The following is a 16,531-nucleotide window of genomic DNA, read 5'->3' as shown; positions in this document are numbered from 1 at the left end:
GACGGCTCAGCCCACTTTGCGGCCCTGGAGGGGCTCTGTCTCCGCGCCGGCTCCTCGTTGCAGCCCGTGCAGGAACTCCTCCAGCACCTCTGCGGCCGTACGCTCCGGCTGCCAGTGGAGTTCGGTGTGGGCCCGTGAGCAGTCCATGAGGGGGAGCCGGAGCACGGCGTCGAAGAGGTGGGGCGAGGCGGGCAGCAGATGCAGGCCCCATGCGGCCGCGATGGCGGAGCGGGCGGCCGGTCGTGGCAGCCGTACCGGGCGGGCTCCGAGCATCTCGCCCAGCATCTGCGCGTCGACGGGCGGCTCGCCCGCCAGGTTGAACGCGCCGCCCAGGTGGCTGTGCACCGCCAGCCGGTAGGCCTGCGCCGCGTCGTCGGTGTGCAGGGCCTGCACCCGCAGGCCCGGGATGTCGGGGAGGAAGGGCAGCATTTCGGGACGCGCCAGCGGTCCCGGGAGGAAGCGGCCGCCGAAGATGCGGCGCTGTTCGCTCGCCGATTCCCGCTTGAAGAGGAAGGCGGGCCGCATCCGCACCACCCGGATGCCCGGGTGCTGGTGCTCGAAGGAGTCCAGGGCCCGCTCCAGGTAGGCCTTCTCACGGCAGTAAGCAGCGTCCGGCCATCCATGCGTCGGCCATGACTCGTCCACCGCGCGGTCCTTGGGCCCCGGCGAGTACGCCCCCACGGAGGAGGCATGGACCAGCGCCGGCACCTTAGCCGCAGCCACTGCCTCGAACACCCGGATGCTGCCGAGCACGTTGGTGCGCCAGGTCGCGGCCGGATCGTGCGTGGGCTGGAAGGCCCAGGCCAGATGGACCACAGCGTCGGCGCCTTCGAACTCCTCAACCAGGTCGGCGTCCTCGGCGGCCAGGTCCACCGCGGACCACTCGGTCTTGTCGAGCGACCAGTCCGGAATCCGACGGGCGAGACCCCGCACGGAACCGACCTTCGAATCCTCCACGAGCAGGCGCACCAGGCTGGTGCCCACGTTGCCGGTGGCTCCCGTGACGACGACCTTGCCGCCGGATTCGCTCCTCACGACCGGCTCCTTTCGGGCGATGGGCTGATCCACGCGTCATGGCTGATCCACGCGTCATGAGCGTGCTCAGCCCCGAGTACCCGGTGCCCGGGGACGCACGCGATGGAAAGGTCGCCACACGGTTCAGCTCGGCGGGGAGTGTGTTTGCTCGCGTGGCCCTGGGGCACTCGTGTCGTGGCTGAGCGGCCGTGGGAAAGAGGCCGTGGACGCGGTGGGACCCGCGTCCACGGCCTCACCCTTCCCTACGGCGCCATGGCGCCGTTCATGCCTGACACTGCGGGCACCAGACCGTACGGCGTCCCGCGCTGCGACTTGAACGCAGGGAATCGCCGCAGCGGGGACATGTGGGCTCACTGTCGTCCCAGCGCCCGGTGAGCCAGGAGCGGCGTGGCGGCACCCGCCCGTCGCGCACGGATGTCGTCAGGACACGGCCCATCGCCGCGTGGATGCGCCGCAGTGTCTTCTCGTCCAGGTTCCGCGCCGGATTGCGAGGGGCGACACGAGCCCGCCACAGGATCTCGTCGCACAGGAGGTTGCCGAGGCCCGCGATGACGGACTGGTCCATGAGGGCACTCTTGACGGCACCCCGTCGCCCCGACAGCAGTTCCAGAAACTCTTCTCGGCTCACGGCTCGGGCGTCCGGGCCCAGGCCGTCCAGAATTCGGTCAACGGCGTCGTCGTCGGCCAACTGCACGCCCTGCAGCTTGCGTTGATCGCGATAGCAGAGATTCCGAGTACCGTCGAGTGCCCGGACGATGCGGTCATGCGCCTCGATCGGTTCTTCCTGGGCACAGCACCGCAGTGATCCTGTCATTCCGAAATGAAAGACAAGCGTCGGGTCGCCGTCCGTCGGGACGAAGAGCCATTTTCCGTGCCGCCACGCCTTCCCGAGACGCTTCCCCTTCAATTCCTTCCGGAGTCGTTTCTCGGTGACACCCCGTAGAACTCCGGCGTCCCGTACCTCGATGTCCGTGACGGACCGGCGACTCCCGCAATCGAGCAGGACCTGGCGGAATCCTTCGACATCCGGTAGTTCGGGCACGGTTCTTCTCCGGCTTTCCGTGGCGTACTGACGACGCTACCGCCCGCGATGGAGACGTGCCCTCGCACGAGCCGTAGATTAATTGAGTTACGCAACAAGATGGTAAAGTGGCTCGTATGCCCACACCACAGCTGCCTGATGCCCCCGCGTCCCCGGAAGTGATCGAGATCGAGCGGGCGCTCACTCGCATCACCTACCTGAGCACGCGCGCCCGGCAGCACGACCGGCTGATGGCCCTGGCCGGCGTGCCGCTGGACCGGGCCGCCGTGGCATTGCTGCGCCAGGTCGCCGACTCGGAGCCGCTGCGCCCCGGGGAGCTGGCCACCCGGCTGGGGGTGGAGGCCTCGCACGTCACCCGTACCGTGCAGCAGCTGCAGAAGGCCGGTTACGTCACCCGCGTCCCCGACCCCGACGACCGCCGCGCCCAGCGCATCCAGCTCACCGACGCGGGGCGCCAGGCCATCGACAAAATCCGCGACGCGGGCGCCCGCGGCATGCAACTGGCCCTGGGCGACTGGTCTCCGGAGGAGCTGCGCCAGCTCGCCACCCTCTTCCACCGCATGGTCGACGACTTCCTGTCGTACGCCATCGACGACGAGTCGGAACCCGACGCGGTGGCACCGGCGGGCACTGCCTGAGCTCTGAGCTAGGCCTGAGCGGGGCGGCCGGGCTCGTGCAGCCCCCGCAGCAGCAGATGTCCCAGTGCGGGCAGGGCAATGAGGGGGAGCAGCGCGGTCCGCAGGGACGTGGCGTCGGCGACCGCGCCGAGGACAGGGGCGGCGAGCCCGCCGACACTCACCGTCAGACCCAGCGTGACGCCGCTCGCGGTCCCCACACGCCGGGGGAGATAGTCCTGGCCGAGCGTGATGTGCAGCGAGAACGGCACGTACAGGCCCGCTGACGTCAGCGCGATGAACAGGTAGACCGCGGGGCCGGGTACGAGGACGGTCCCGGCGACGGCGAGGACCGTCAGGGCATACGACCACCTCACCACCGCGACCCGGCCGTACCGCTCGGCGAGCCGCCCGCCCGCCACGGTCCCGAGTGCGCCGCCGACGTAGAGCACGCACAGCGCGGCCGTGCCCGCCACCTCCCCACCGGCCGTGCGCTCACGGACGTACAGGGAAACGAACGTGCTCAGCCCGACGAAGACGACCGACCGGCAGACGATCGCCCCGGACAGCCGGAGGAACGACGGCCAGTCATCGCTGCCGCTGCCCTCGGTCACCGCGGCGGCCGAGGGTGTCCGGGCCGAGCGCAGAGCGGCCGCACACAGGACGGCCCCCGCGACGCCGGGCACGATCAGTAGGGGAGAGGCCCGCAGTCCGCCCGTGGCGATCACGGCGGACACCAGCAAGGGTGCGAGCGCGAAGCCGATGTTCCCGCCGAGCGAGAACCACCCCATGGCCACATGGCTGCCGCGCGCGGCGGCCCGTGCGGCGCGGGCGGCCTCCGGATGGTAGGCGGCGACCCCGATCCCGGACACCGCGACCGCCGTCAGGGTCAGGGCGTACGAGCCGCCGACCCCGCTCAACGCGACTCCCGCACCGCCGGTCAGCGCGCTCAGCGGCAACAGCCACGGCATCGCCCACCGGTCGGTGAGGGCCCCGAACAGCGGCTGCACGACCGACGACAGCAGTGACGCGGCCAGGACGATGCCCGAGGCTGCGGCATACGTGTAGGCGCGCTCGGCGACGAAGAACGGCACCAGGGCCGCCACGGCCCCTTGGTACACGTCCACGCAGGCATGCCCCACAGACATCAGCGTGATCGGTTTCGTGGTCACCCTGCGATCTTCGCGGGGCCGGCCGACGGCCTGCTTTCGATAAACTGCCGACTTGTGCCGGACATCCGCCATACGCCCAAAGCGCCGACCGGCGCCCAGAACCTGGCCGCCGGTCAGCGCATCGACGCGCACCGGCACGACGAGCACCAGATCGTCTACGCGGGCTCCGGCGTCCTGGCCGTCACCACCGACGCGGGCACCTGGTTCGCGCCCGGCACCCGCGCCATCTGGGTCCCGGCAGGCACCGTCCACGCGCATCGCGCCCACGGCCACCTGGACCTGCACCTGGTCGGCCTTCCCGCCGACGACAACCCGCTCGGCCTGGACAACCCCACCGTCCTCGCCGTGAGCCCCCTCCTGCGCGAACTGATCCTCGCCTACACCCGCGACCCCGACGACGACAGCCCCGAACGCCACCGGCTGCTCGCCGTCCTGCGCGACCAGTTGCGCGCCTCACCGCAGCAGCCGCTCCGGCTGCCCACCGCCACCGATCCGCGCCTGGCCGCGGTCTGCGACCTCGTCCACACCGACCCGGCTGACGTACGTACCCTCGCCGCACTCGGCGCCGCGACCGGCGCGAGCGAGCGCACGCTCAGCCGGCTCTTCCGCCGTGAGTTCGGTATGACCTTCCCGCAGTGGCGCACCCAGTCGCGCCTCTATCACGCCCTGCGGATGCTGGCCGACGGAATGCCCGTCACCACGGTCGCCCACCGCTGCGGCTGGTCCTCCACCAGCGCGTTCATCGACGTCTTCCGCCGCTCGTTCGGCTACACGCCCGGAACGCACAACCGCCGTTCCTGAAAAGCCCCTTTTGAGGCCTGCCCCCTCGGGAAGGGGCGGGCGACCGCGCTACGCTCCAGTGATCGCGCGCAGGAATCACACGAGGGGCACACAGTGAGCGGACGCATAGGGGTCGGGGACAAGGCCGAGGACTTCGAGCTGGCGGACGAGACCGGCACCCGCCGTCGCCTGTCCGAACTGCTCACCGAGGGACCGGTGGTGCTCTTCTTCTACCCCGCCGCCCTCACGCCGGGCTGTACTGCCGAGGCCTGCCACTTCCGGGATCTGGCTGCCGAGTTCGCTGCCGTCGGCGCCCGCCCGGTCGGGATCAGCGGTGACTCCGTCGAGCGCCAGCAGGAGTTCGCCGAGCGGCACACCCTGGGCATGCCGCTGCTGTCCGATGTCGACGGGACGGTCCGGGAACAGTTCGGTGTCAAGCGCGGCTTCTCCATGGCGCCCACCAAGCGCGTCACCTACGTCATCGCCGAGGACCGCACCGTCCTCGAGGCCGTGCACAGCGAACTGCGCATGAACACGCACGCCGACCGCGCCCTCGCCGCGCTGCGCGCCCACCAAAAGTGACCTCCGGCCCGTAGGGGGCCGGCGGCGCCGGTTGATACGGCCCCACAAGAGGGCCATTCTGGACCACATGGAGCACGCCTCCGCCACGGTGATCATCGATCCCTCGGGTGTCGTAACGGGGTGGAGCGAGGGTGCCCGGCAGCTGACCGGATACCCGGCCGAGGAGGTCGTGGGACGGGCGGTACGCGATCTGCTCGCCGAGGAGCCGTCGCCGGAGGCCCGGACCGCGCTGTCCGGCCCCGTCGTCCTGCGGCACCGTGACGGCTCCACCGTGGCGCTCCCCGTGCAGGCGACGGCCGTGCTGGGCCCGGACGGCGCACCGGGCGGATATGTGATCACCGCCCGGCCCGGCGGCCCCGAACCCACCCTGGCGGGCCAGGCCTTCCAGCAGGCATCGATGTCCATGTCGGTCTTCGACACCCGGCAGCGCTATCTGCGCCTCAACGAGACGGCCTGCCGGGTCATGGGGGTGCCGGAGGAGATACTGCTGGGCAGGCCCTTCCTGGATACGGTGGAGGACGGCGAGCACAGCCGCGGCTTCCACAACAATCTGCGCCGCGTCGCCGAGACGGGCCGCCCGGTCCACTACGAGAGCTTCACCGGTGCGCCCGCCCTCAACCGGGAACACGCCTGGAACATCGAGATGTGGCCCGTGCGGGACGACTCAGGTGACGTCACCGGTGTCGCCCTGGCCGCCCTCGACAGCACCGAGCAGTACTGGGCCCGGCAGCGGCTGGCCCTGCTCAACGAAGCGGCGGCCGCCATCGGCACCACCCTGGACGTGGTGCGCACCGCGGAAGAACTCGTGGAACTCCTGGTCCCGCGCTACGCCGACTTCGCCAGCGTGGACCTGCTCGACTGGGTCCTCGTGGCGGACGAAGCGCCGACGGCACTGGACGAAGAGATCGTCCTGCGCCGCGTCGCCCACGGCTCCCGTACCGAAGGCACTCCGGAGGCGGCCGTGCACCTGGGCGGCACGGAGATCTACCCCGGGTACTCGCCGCCAGCCCGGGCCCTGCGGGAGGGGCGAGCCGTCCTCGGCCAGGCGGGCGAGCCGGACTTCACGCGCTGGGTCGCCGAACGCAACGCGCGGGCCCCGGCCGGCCGGCCGCACCGCAAGGGCGTCCACTCGATGCTCGCGGTACCGCTGCGGGCCCGCGGTACCACGCTCGGCGTCGCGGTGGCCGTCCGCATCGCCAACCCCGACGACTACGGCCCGGACGATGCCGCCGTCGCCGAGGAACTCGCCAGCCGGGCCGCCGTCTGCGTCGACAACGCCCGCCGCTTCGCCCGCGAACGCACGACCGCGCTGGCTCTCCAGCACAGCCTGCTGCCGCGCGGACTGCCCGGACAGGCGGTGGTCGAGGTGGCCCACCGCTATCTGCCCTCCGGCTCCCTCGCCGGCATCGGCGGCGACTGGTTCGACGTGATCCCGCTGTCCGGCAGCCGGGTCGCCCTGGTCGTCGGCGACGTCGTCGGGCACGGCATCCCGTCGTCGGCGACCATGGGCCGCCTGTGCACGGCCGTCCGCACCCTCGCCGACGTGGACCTGCCGCCGGACGAACTCCTCACCCACCTCGACGACCTGGTCACCCACCTGGCGTCCGACGACCGCGACGAAGAGGCCGCCGAACTCGGCGCCACCTGCCTGTACTCCGTCTACGACCCCGTCACCCGGCACCTCACCATGGCCGCCGCCGGACACCCCCCGCCCGTCGTGGTCCTCCCCGACGGCACCACGCGGCTGGTCGAGATCAATGCCGGGCCCCCGCTCGGCGTCGGCGGGCTGCCCTTCGAGTCGGTGGACCTGGAGCTCCCCGAGGGAGCCGTCGTAGCCCTGTACACCGACGGCCTCATCGAGGACCGGGATCGCGACGTCGACCACGCCACGTCCGAGCTGTGCCGCGCGCTGGCGGCCCGCACCGACACCCTGGACGCCCTGTGCGACACGGTGCTGAAGGCCGTACTGCCGGAGGAGCCCAGCGACGACGTGGCCCTCCTGCTCGCCCGTACCCGGGCGCTGGGCGCCGACCGGGTCGCCACCTGGGACGTGCCCCCGGACCCCGCGCACGTGGCCGTCACCCGGCAGGAGGCCATCGAGCAACTGGCCGCGTGGGGGCTGGACGAGGCCGCCTTCGTCACCGAACTCGTCGTCAGTGAACTCGTCACGAACGCCATCCGCTACGGCGAACCGCCCATCCAGCTACGGCTGATCCGCGACCGCACCCTCATCTGCGAGGTCTCCGACGGCAGTTCCACCTCACCGCATCTGCGCCGGGCACACGCCTACGACGAGGGCGGCCGTGGTCTCCTCCTGGTCGCCCAGCTCACCCAGCGGTGGGGCAGCCGGCAGACGGGCCGCGGCAAGACCATCTGGGCCGAACAGCCGCTGCCACCGCCCTGATCACTCGAACGGGCAGCCCGGATTCGCCGCGTCCTGCGACAACGGCGCCCCGTGCGGCAGGACGTACAGCACATCGAGGACGACCGCCGTGTCGCCCAGATTGCGGCCGATGTGGACATGGTCCGCCCCGGCCGGTTCCTGAATGGCGCTGCCCTTCGGATACACGCCGTCGGACGCGCAGGTGGAGTCGAAGTGGCTGAGCGTGCCCTGCTGCACGACGGCGTACAGCGGACCGTCGTGGTAGTGCCAGCCGGTCGCCTGCCCGGGCGGGACGGTGATCTCCCGCAGGATGTAGTCGGTGCCGCCGACCGTGGTCTGGGCGATCACCTTTCCGGTGACCCCCGGACCGGGCGGGGTCGCCAGAGCGGTGCCACAGGTCGCGAAAGTGGCGGCTGCGACTGCCCCGGTTATGGCGGTGCGGAGGAACATGCGCATGGGAAACGGCCTTCCGGCGTGAGCGGACGATCGACGACGTGCCGCTGTGAACATAGAGGAGGGGAAGGCCAGTTGGGGCAGAATCCGGTCACATGCACGGGGGAACGCCGGTCAACCCGCCACACGGTCCGACACACGTTCCCGTACGACATCCTGTGGACGCTTGTCGTCGCGCAACCCGAGATACCGCGGATGACGCAGCATCCCGTCACGGGTCCATTCGGTGAAGGCGATCTGCGCGACCAGCGTCGGCTCCACCCAGCGGGCTCCGGACTCGCGCACCGGGTCGTCGAAGGGCGATGACGAGGTGCGCAGTTCGTCGAGGCGTTCGCGGAGTGCGAGCAGCGTACCGCGGTCGAAGCCTGTGCCGACCTTGCCCGCGTACCGGAACCTGGCCTCCTCGTGGTAGCCGAGCAGCAGGGCGCCGAGGCCCACGCGGGAGCCGGCCGGTTCGGTGAAGCCGCCGACGACGAACTCCTGTCCCTGGGAGCACTTGAGCTTCAGCCAGTCCGTGGACCGGCGCGGACGGTAGGGGCCGTCGGCGCGCTTGGCGATCAGCCCTTCCCAGCCGCGGGCGCAGGCGTCGGCGAGCAGTTCGCCGCTGCCCCCGTTGCGGTGGGACGTCACCCGCAGCGGGGCGCGATAGGTCAACGCGCGGCGCAGCAGGGACTTGCGGGTCCGCAGCGGCAGCCGGGTGGTGTCCGACCCGTCCAGCCTGAGCAGGTCGAAGACGTAGTACGTCACGGCGACACCGCTCGCCGCGATGTCCCGCGGCCGGGTCAGCCCCATGCGCTGCTGGAGCCGGGAGAAGTCGGTGCGGCCGTGCGAGAACGCCACGATCTCCCCGTCGATCGTGAAGTCCGTGCAGTCCTGGGCCGCGAGCGCGTCGACGATCTCCGGATAGGTGTCGTTGAGGCGGTGCCCCGCACGGGACAGCAGCAGCGTCCGGCCCTGCTCGCGGACCGCGAGCACGCGGATGCCGTCCAGCTTCCGCTCGAAGATCCACTCGCTGGAGAAGTCCCGCCGGTCACTGAGCGTGGCGAGCATCGGCTGCGCGGCCAACTCCGCCCCGGGGCGCGCCTTCCGCAGCAGCCGGCGCTGCTCGGCGGGCAGCGTGGTCGGCAGGCCGGACACTCCGTTCACTCCTCACGGTCGTCCGCGGCGACCTGGGCGAGGGTACGGCCGGTGCGTGCCGAGCGGGCCCGCCGGGGATCCGGGGTGCCGTGCCCGCGGGCCCGCCCGCCGGACGCCTTCACCAGGAGCCAGGCTTCGCCCTCGCCGTCGCCCTTGCCGCCGCGGAACCGGGTGAGCGCGTACTCGCCGTGCAGCTTCGAGCCGTTGAGGCGGAACGTGGCGTGGCCGTGCGCCAGCGACTCCTCGAAGTCGACGGGCCGGCCCTTGCGGTCGTGGCTGAGGGGCTCATAGGTGCCGTGGTCCCACACGATCACGGTCCCGCCGCCGTACTCGCCCTCCTGGATGACGCCCTCGAACTCCTCGTACTCCAGGGGGTGGTCCTCCGTGGGCATGGCCAGCCGCTTGTCCTGGGGATCCGCCGACGGCCCCTTCGGCACCGCCCACGACTTCAGTACGTCGTCGACCTGCAACCGGAAGTCGAAATGCAGGGTGCTCGCATCATGGATCTGTACGACGAACCGGGACTCCTCACCGGAGGGCGCCTGGCGGCCCTCGGGCTCACGGGTCCGGTCGAAACGGCGCTTGCCGCGGTAGTCCCGCAGCCGCTCGTGCTGTCCCATGAGCCCCGGGTACCCCTCCTCGAGGTGCTGACTCAGAACTCCTCGTGCACCTCGGGGTCCCCGCCCAGGCGCCGGTGCGCGCGGTCGGCGAGCGCCTCCAGCTGTGCGTCATCGAGTTCGAAGCCGAAGACGTCGAGGTTCTCGCGCTGCCGCTCGGGGCTGGCCGATTTCGGGATGGGCAGCGCGCCCAGCTGCGTGTGCCAGCGCAGCACGACCTGGCCCGGCTTCACCCCGTGCGCCTCGGCGATGCCGGTGACGACGGGATCGTCCAGCAGGTCGGAGCCACGGCCCAGCGGGCTCCAGCTCTCGGTGACGATGCCCTTGCCGGCGTGGAAGGCCCTGAGGTCCTCCTGCGGGAACAGCGGGTGCAGCTCGATCTGGTTCACGGACGGCAGGACCCCGGTCTCCTTCTCCAGCCGTTCGATGTGCTCGGCCGTGAAGTTGGAGACCCCGATCGACCGTACGAGGCCGTCCTCGCGGAGCTTGATCATGGCCTTCCAGGAGTCGACGTACTTGTCGACGCGGGGGAGCGGCCAGTGGATGAGATACAGGTCGACGTAGTCCAGGCCGAGCCGGCCGCGGGATTCCTCGAAGGAGGCGAGGGTCTCCTCGTAGCCGTGGTGCCGTCCCGGGAGCTTCGTGGTCACCACGACGTCCTCACGGGGTACGCCGCTGCTCGCGACGCCCCGGCCGACTCCGGTCTCGTTGCGGTAGTTCGTCGCCGTGTCGACGAGCCGGTAGCCCATCTCCAGCGCGGCGCCGACCGCCTGCTCGGCCTGTGTGTCATTCATCGGCCAGGTGCCCAGGCCGATGGCGGGGATCTGCGTACCGTCGTTGAGCGTGTGTGCCGGGATGCTGAGCACGGTCGGACCTTCCCGTTGACTGTGTCGTCGTCCAGCCAGTATGCGATTTCGCGCCGGGGCGGGCAGGGCCGAGGCCTCCGGGTGCCGGATAGGCTGAGGAGTGATCAACCGGACGGGTGGGGGATGAGGGCGGCGGACGGCATGGGCAGCGCCGAGGACAGGCAGACGAACGGCACCGCGCGTCCCACGTCACGGGACGTGGCCCGGCTGGCGGGCGTCTCGCACACCGCTGTCTCCTTCGTGTTCAACGGCCGCGCCCAGGGCAACCTCTCGCCCGCCACCCAGGAACGCATCCGGCAGGCCGCCGCCCAGCTCGGCTACCGGCCCGACCCTGTCGCACGCGGACTGCGCCGCAGTCGTACGGCCGTGATCGGGCTGGTCACCGACGAGATCGCCTCGTCGCCGTTCGCGGGCCGGCTGCTGCGGGGCGCCATGGACACGGCCTGGAGCAGTGAGCACCTGGTGCTGACCGTCGACTCCGGCGGCGACCCGGCCAAGGAGGACGCGGCCGTCGCCGAACTCCTCGACCGGCGGGTGGACGGCATCATCTACGCGGCCATGTCCCTGCGCCGTGTCCGTGTCCCCGAGGGCCTGCACCGCACCCACTCGGTGCTCGCCAACTGTCTGCCCGAGGACGACTCGCTGCCCTCCGTCATCCCCGCCGAGCGGGCCGGCGGCCGTACGGCGGCGAGGCTGCTCCTTGAGCAGGGCCACCGCAGGGTCGCCCTGGTGGGAGGGCAGGACGACATCGCGTCGGTGGAGCGGCTGCGCGGCTTCCGGGACGCGCTGCGGGCGGAGGGGATCACCGTCCCCAAGGAGTGGGTCGTACGGACCGGAGGCGAGATCTCCGGCGGCTACCGCGGCGCCGAGCAGCTGCTCGCCGACGCCCCCGCCGCACGGCGGCCCACCGGGGTCTTCTGCTACAACGACCGCGTCGCGGCGGGCGTCCTGCACGCCGCGACCCGGCTCGGGATCACCGTCCCCGACGAGCTGTCGATCGTGGGCTACGACGACCAGGAGCACATGGCCGCCTTCCTGACCCCGCCCCTCACCTCGGTCGCGCTGCCGCACCGGGCGATGGGCGAGGCCGCCACGCGGCTGCTGCTCGACGCCATCGACACGGGCCGCACCCCGCCCGCGACCGTGCGGCGGCTGGCCTGCCCGGTGATCAGTCGTGCGTCGGTGGGACCAGCTCCCACCCGGTGACGGAGGCCCCCCACCCCGTCACGACCAGCTCGGGCACCTGGTCCGGGCGCCGGTAGACCCGCTCGGTGACCATGGCCCGGTCACCGGCGAACAGCTCCAGCAGCGAACCGTCCACAAGGATGCGCACCTCCAGCCGCTCCCCGCCCGGCACCCGCACCACGATCGGCGCGGAACCCTCCTCCCCGGAGTCGAACACCACGGTGCCCTCGTCCGGGTCCAGGCGCACGGTCGAGCGCGGCAGACTCAGGGTCGTCCGGCCGACGGCGGTGACCGTCACGTCGTACGACTGTGGCAGCGGTACCCGGCCCGGCGCGGTGACGAACGGCTCCGCCGCACGCAGCAGTTCGAGTTCCGGGGCCGGCACGACACGCAGCGATCCGTCGGGGTGTACGTCGACGACGCGGGGCGCGGTCAGGACACCGGCCCAGCCGGCGCGGTCCACCTCGACCTGCGCACGGGACTCCCAGGACCAGCCCCACATCAACGCCCGGTCCGATTCCTGGAGCACGGCGGGAGCATAGAAGGCGCGACCGTGGTCGAGGGGGCCTCCGGTGTACGGCCGGAAGCTCAATCCCCGTTCGCCGCCGGTCTCCAGACGCCCCGTCAGGTAGCCGGTGGTGCGCGGGTTCCCGTCCCACAGCGACACCACCAGCACCCACTCCCCGGCCTCGGTCGCGAACAGCTGCGGGCACTCCCAGCCCGTCGCCCGGTCGCCGAACGCGTCGGCCGCCACCGGGTCGTTGCCGTCCAGGAGCACTCCGGCGAACCGCCAGTCGGTCAGGTCGTCGCAGTCGTACAGCAGCACCGACGGGGTGCCGTCCCCGTGACCCGCGCCGACCAGGGCCCAGCGGCGGCCTTGGTGCCGGAAGACGAACGGGTCGCGGAACATCACCACGTCCAGACCGGCGGGCGGGCCGCTCACGACGGGGGTGGGCAGCGGCTTCCAGTCGGTGAGCGTCTCGTCCTCCGGGACCAGCGCCCGTGCCAGGCAGATCGTGCCGAGGCCGGTGTGGTGGCGGCCAACGCCCGTGTACACGGCTGTTGGTACGCCGTCGTCGTCCACCACGCACCCGGACCAGCAGCCCGCCTCGTCCGGGCCGCCGGGGGTCGGGGTGAGCGCCAGGGGGTGGTGCTCCCAGTGCGCCAGGTCGGGGCTGGAGACATGGCCCCAGTGGACGTTCGCGTGGACCGGAGCCTCGGGGTTGTGCTGGTAGAACAGGTGGTAACGGCCGCGCCAACGGAAGGGCCCATTGGGGTCGTTGATCCAGTTGGCGGGCGGACGGACCCGGAAGCGGGGGGCGTTGGGGTCCTGGGGTGGAGCGGCGAGGCTCAACGGTTGACTCCTGCGGAGGTGATGCCCTCGCGGAGAGGGCGCTGGCCGATGATGAACACGGCGACGGCGGGGAGCATGGAGAGGACGACTCCGGCGAGTACGACCGAGATGGAGCCGGTGCCGAGATTGCCCTGGAGGGAGACCAGGCCCAGCGGGAGCGTGTAGTTCTGGCCGGACGTCTCGAGGATCAGCGGTCGGAAGAATTCGTTCCAGTGGTAGTTGAAGGCGAGCACACCGACGATCGCGAGTCCGGGCGCGGCCAGCGGGGCGTAGACGGACCGGAAGATCCGCCAGGGACCGGCGCCGTCCAGCATCGCCGCCTCGCCGAGGTCCTTCGGCATGCCGAGGAAGTACTGGCGCATCAGGAAGGTGCCGAAGGCGGTCGGGAAGGCCGGGATGATCAGGCCGAGCAGGGTGTCGGTGAGGCTCAGCTGCTTGAGTACCAGGAACACCGGCACGATGGTGACCTGCAACGGCACCATCATGGTCGCCAGGACCAGGCCGAACAGCGGCTTCTTGAACCGGAATTCGAGGCGGGCGAAGGCGTATCCGGCCAGCCCCGCCGTGATCATCTGGCCGACGGCGATCAGCGCGGTGACCAGCGTCGAGTTGAGGGCGAGCAGCCAGACGTCGATCTGGTCGAAGACTCCGCTGTAGGCCTCGGTGCTGGGGCTGGTCGGGATGATCTGCGGCGGCAGGTCGAAGGACTCCGCCGGGGTGCGCAGCGAGGTGGAGACGGTCCAGATGACCGGGCCGAGGGTCAGCAGGGCGCACACCGTCAGGCCGGCGATCCGCGCCCAGGGCGCGAGCGAGTACCGCGCACGGCTCAGGGACAGGGTTGCTTGGCTCAAGGGACTCACCCGGCTCACTCGTAGTGGACGAAACGCCGGCTGAGCCGGAACTGGACGGCGGTCACCGCCATGATCAGCACGAACAGCAGCACGCCCACCGCGGACGCCTCGCCGAAGCGGAGCTGCTCGAAGGCGCTCTCGTAGATCACCATCACGACGGTGCGGGTGGAGTCGCCGGGCCCGCCGTTGGTGAGGACGTACGGCTGCTCGAAGACCTGGAGCGCGTTGATGATGCCGACCACCGAGGCCACCAGCAGCGTGGGCGACAGCAGCGGCAGCGTGACGTGCAGGTGCTTGCGGAGCCCGGTCGCGCCGTCGAGGGCGGCGGCCTCGTGGATCTCCTTGGGGATGTTGTTGAGTCCGCCGACGAAGAGCAGGAAGGAGAAGCCGAACTGCTGCCAGACGTAGACCAGGACGACGGTCGCCATCGCCGCGTTCTCCGACGTCAGCCAGGGCACCGGGGCGATCCCGACCTCGCCGAGCAGCCAGTTGACGAGGCCGAAGTCCTGGTTGAACAGGTACTTCATCACCACTGAGATCGACGCGGCGGACAGCACCAGCGGGAAGAAGAACGCCGAGCGGAACACCGATCGCAGCCACACCGGCATCCGCCCGTTCACCGCCAGCGCCAGCACCAGGGCGATCAGCAGCTGCAGCGCGACGGCGAACACCATGAACACGAGTGTGTTGCGGAAGGACACCAGCACGGTCGAATCGCCGAACACCTCACGGTAGTTGGCGGCTCCGGCGAAGCTGGGTGAGTCGATCACGTTCCAGTGGAAGAGGCTCAGCACCACCGAGCCGACGATCGGGACGACCGTGAAGACCACGATGCCGACGATCGTGGGCGCCAGGAACAGCGCCGCGAGCAGCCGGGTGCCGCGCTCGCGGGCGGAGGGACGCGGTGCGACGGGCGGCGCGGCCGCGGGACGCGAACGTACCGGCGGAACCTGGGTGTTCGTCATACGTCACGCTCCATGGCCTTCTCCAGGTCGCCCTGCATCCGGCGCAGCGCGCCACGCACCGAGCGCGGCGAGGCGAGGGCGGTTCCGGTGTGCTTGAGCAGCACCTGCTCGACCTCGGCGACCTGCGGCGGCGCGGGGATCGGCCCGGTGTCGGGGAACTGGTCGAGGGTGTCGTAGAAGACCTGCCACTGGCTCGGGCCGGACTCCCGGTAGCGGTCGGCCGTCAGCATCGAACGGCGGGCCGGGGTCGTCTGGTTCGTCTCGAACAGCCGCATCAGGGTGTCCCTGCGGGCGGCGAACTTGATGAACTCCCACGCCTCGTCCTGCTTCTTCGAGGTGCGCAGCAGCGCGTAGCCGGCGGCGCCGTACTGCATGCGCTGGGTGCGCCAGCGCGGGAAGTACTGCACGTCGAAGCCGTCGCGCCGCATGCCCGCCAGATGCAGGCCGCCCGCCCAGAAGCCGCCCGCGGGGGTGACGCCGACCCGGCCGGTGGAGAACACGCCGATGAGGTTCTGGCCGTTGCCGCCCTCGGGCCGGCTGCACAGGTCTTCCTGGATGAGGGAGGCGAGATAGTCGTAGGCCTCCTCCACCCGGTCATGGGTGGCCTGCGGCGTCGTCCAGCGGAAACCGCCCCCGCGCCCCTGCCGCTGGGCGGCCGGGTAGAAGGAGTCCCACAGCCAGGCGCCGCCGGGTGCCTTGGACTCGGCGAGCAGGTTCGTGTCGTTCGCGAACAGCCAGGGCACGACACCGCCCCACAGCCGGTTGGTCCAGAAGTACGGCGTGAACTGGGAGCCGCTCGACTTCTTCATGTCCCGCAGCAGCGTGGTGAAGTCGTCGCGGGTCCAGTCGGCGGGCGGCAGCTGAGCGCCCGCCCGCTTCAGCACCTGCGTGTTGAAGTACATGTCGGCCGCGTTGAACTCGACCGGCAGCTGGTAGAGGCTCCCCTCGTACATCATCGACTCCACCAGCGAGGGGTGGACGTCGGCGAAGTACTCGCGCAGCTCAGCCGCGTCCCGCTTCACCCAGCGGTCCAGTGCGACCCCGAGGCGCTGCGCGAACAACTGGACGCCCTCGGTGGCGACATACACGAGGTCCGGGGCGGTGCCCGCGGCGATCTGGGTGAGGATCTTCGCGAAGAAGTCCGACCAGTCGACGGCCTGCACCGCGTTGATGCGCAGCTTGATGTCGGGGTGGACCTTCTTGAAGCCCTCGGTGAGCGTGCGTATGGCCTCCGGGCCGTAGGCGGGGCCGAGGGTGGCGACGACGAGGGAACCGTCGTCCCGGCCGGGAATGTCGGCTCCGGTGAGCCGGTCCCAGCTCGCGGCGGTACCGGCGAGCGCGGCGGCCCCCGCGCCATAGGCGCCGTACCGCAGCAGTGTGCGGCGAGTGACGTGCGAGTCGGTCATCCAACGGGCCTAACTCGTGTTAGATCAGGGTTGATGCCCCAGATGATGTGAAGCGCGTTACAGGCTTGTCAATACCCGTGAACCACTTG

16 protein-coding genes are annotated in these 16,531 nt (G+C 71.0%); 5 read left to right on the top strand and 11 right to left on the bottom strand.

The window, feature by feature from the left end:
* Positions 1 to 6 precede the first annotated feature (6 nt).
* Positions 7 to 1,035 carry an SDR family oxidoreductase gene (locus tag ACTWQO_RS18675; RefSeq protein WP_443238468.1) on the bottom strand — a complete coding sequence of 343 codons (1,029 nt, stop codon included), beginning with the start codon at positions 1,033 to 1,035 and terminating at the stop codon, positions 7 to 9.
* A gap of 262 nt (positions 1,036 to 1,297) precedes the next feature.
* The gene (locus ACTWQO_RS18670; protein ID WP_443238467.1) at positions 1,298 to 2,077 is read right to left on the bottom strand and encodes an Fpg/Nei family DNA glycosylase; all 780 of its coding nucleotides are present in this window, start codon (positions 2,075 to 2,077) and stop codon (positions 1,298 to 1,300) included.
* Between the two features lie 116 nt (positions 2,078 to 2,193).
* On the opposite strand from ACTWQO_RS18670, the gene ACTWQO_RS18665 reads away from it, so the two are divergent.
* Entirely contained in the window at positions 2,194 to 2,715 is a 522-nt protein-coding gene (locus tag ACTWQO_RS18665) for a MarR family winged helix-turn-helix transcriptional regulator (protein WP_443238466.1), read from the top strand.
* An 8-nt stretch (positions 2,716 to 2,723) separates the two neighbouring features.
* On the opposite strand, the gene ACTWQO_RS18660 is transcribed toward ACTWQO_RS18665, so the two are convergent.
* Positions 2,724 to 3,839 (bottom strand): MFS transporter, encoded by a 1,116-nt coding sequence (locus ACTWQO_RS18660; protein WP_443238520.1) that lies wholly within the window; start codon positions 3,837 to 3,839, stop codon positions 2,724 to 2,726.
* A gap of 78 nt (positions 3,840 to 3,917) precedes the next feature.
* Here ACTWQO_RS18660 and ACTWQO_RS18655 point away from each other — a divergent pair, with 78 nt between their 5' ends.
* The 3 genes from ACTWQO_RS18655 to ACTWQO_RS18645 all read left to right on the top strand — a co-directional run bounded on the left by ACTWQO_RS18655 (position 3,918) and on the right by ACTWQO_RS18645 (position 7,629).
* Entirely contained in the window at positions 3,918 to 4,664 is a 747-nt protein-coding gene (locus ACTWQO_RS18655) for a helix-turn-helix domain-containing protein (RefSeq protein ID WP_443238465.1), read from the top strand.
* Between the two features lie 93 nt (positions 4,665 to 4,757).
* On the top strand, positions 4,758 to 5,225 hold the full coding sequence (locus tag ACTWQO_RS18650) for a peroxiredoxin (protein ID WP_443238464.1): 468 nt from the start codon (positions 4,758 to 4,760) through the stop codon (positions 5,223 to 5,225).
* A 55-nt stretch (positions 5,226 to 5,280) separates the two neighbouring features.
* A complete protein-coding gene (locus ACTWQO_RS18645; RefSeq protein WP_443238519.1) occupies positions 5,281 to 7,629 on the top strand; it encodes a SpoIIE family protein phosphatase in 2,349 nt (782 codons plus the stop codon).
* Here the strand turns inward: ACTWQO_RS18645 and ACTWQO_RS18640 are convergent, their stop codons facing one another.
* From ACTWQO_RS18640 to ACTWQO_RS18625, 4 genes are all read right to left on the bottom strand, one after another.
* A complete protein-coding gene (locus tag ACTWQO_RS18640; protein ID WP_443238463.1) occupies positions 7,630 to 8,064 on the bottom strand; it encodes a cupin domain-containing protein in 435 nt (144 codons plus the stop codon).
* Between the two features lie 111 nt (positions 8,065 to 8,175).
* Entirely contained in the window at positions 8,176 to 9,198 is a 1,023-nt protein-coding gene (gene ligD, locus ACTWQO_RS18635; RefSeq protein ID WP_443238462.1) for a non-homologous end-joining DNA ligase, read from the bottom strand.
* Positions 9,199 to 9,203: 5 nt separating this feature from the next.
* A complete protein-coding gene (locus tag ACTWQO_RS18630) occupies positions 9,204 to 9,818 on the bottom strand; it encodes a DNA polymerase ligase N-terminal domain-containing protein (RefSeq protein WP_443238461.1) in 615 nt (204 codons plus the stop codon).
* Between the two features lie 32 nt (positions 9,819 to 9,850).
* A complete protein-coding gene (locus ACTWQO_RS18625) occupies positions 9,851 to 10,681 on the bottom strand; it encodes an aldo/keto reductase (RefSeq protein ID WP_443238460.1) in 831 nt (276 codons plus the stop codon).
* Between the two features lie 141 nt (positions 10,682 to 10,822).
* Here ACTWQO_RS18625 and ACTWQO_RS18620 point away from each other — a divergent pair, with 141 nt between their 5' ends.
* The gene (locus tag ACTWQO_RS18620) at positions 10,823 to 11,887 is read left to right on the top strand and encodes a LacI family DNA-binding transcriptional regulator (RefSeq protein ID WP_443238518.1); all 1,065 of its coding nucleotides are present in this window, start codon (positions 10,823 to 10,825) and stop codon (positions 11,885 to 11,887) included.
* On the opposite strand, the gene ACTWQO_RS18615 is transcribed toward ACTWQO_RS18620, so the two are convergent.
* The 4 genes from ACTWQO_RS18615 to ACTWQO_RS18600 are packed head-to-tail and all read right to left on the bottom strand — an operon-like array spanning position 11,850 to position 16,442.
* Complete coding sequence (locus tag ACTWQO_RS18615; RefSeq protein WP_443238459.1) at positions 11,850 to 13,220, bottom strand: glycoside hydrolase family 32 protein; 1,371 nt, start codon at positions 13,218 to 13,220, stop codon at positions 11,850 to 11,852. The genes ACTWQO_RS18620 and ACTWQO_RS18615 overlap by 38 nt on opposite strands.
* A complete protein-coding gene (locus ACTWQO_RS18610; RefSeq protein ID WP_443238458.1) occupies positions 13,217 to 14,071 on the bottom strand; it encodes a carbohydrate ABC transporter permease in 855 nt (284 codons plus the stop codon). The genes ACTWQO_RS18615 and ACTWQO_RS18610 overlap by 4 nt, the downstream gene beginning before the upstream one ends.
* Before the next feature lie 14 nt (positions 14,072 to 14,085).
* The gene (locus ACTWQO_RS18605; RefSeq protein ID WP_443238457.1) at positions 14,086 to 15,036 is read right to left on the bottom strand and encodes a carbohydrate ABC transporter permease; all 951 of its coding nucleotides are present in this window, start codon (positions 15,034 to 15,036) and stop codon (positions 14,086 to 14,088) included.
* Entirely contained in the window at positions 15,033 to 16,442 is a 1,410-nt protein-coding gene (locus tag ACTWQO_RS18600; RefSeq protein ID WP_443238456.1) for an extracellular solute-binding protein, read from the bottom strand. Before ACTWQO_RS18600 ends, ACTWQO_RS18605 begins: the two co-directional genes overlap by 4 nt.
* Positions 16,443 to 16,531: the final 89 nt, after the last annotated feature.

The organism is Streptomyces sp. 4N124, from assembly GCF_052245395.1.
Lineage (GTDB): Bacteria > Actinomycetota > Actinomycetes > Streptomycetales > Streptomycetaceae > Streptomyces.
The sequence above is the reverse complement of the archived record's forward strand: the minus strand, read 5'-3'. Positions and strand labels throughout refer to the sequence as shown.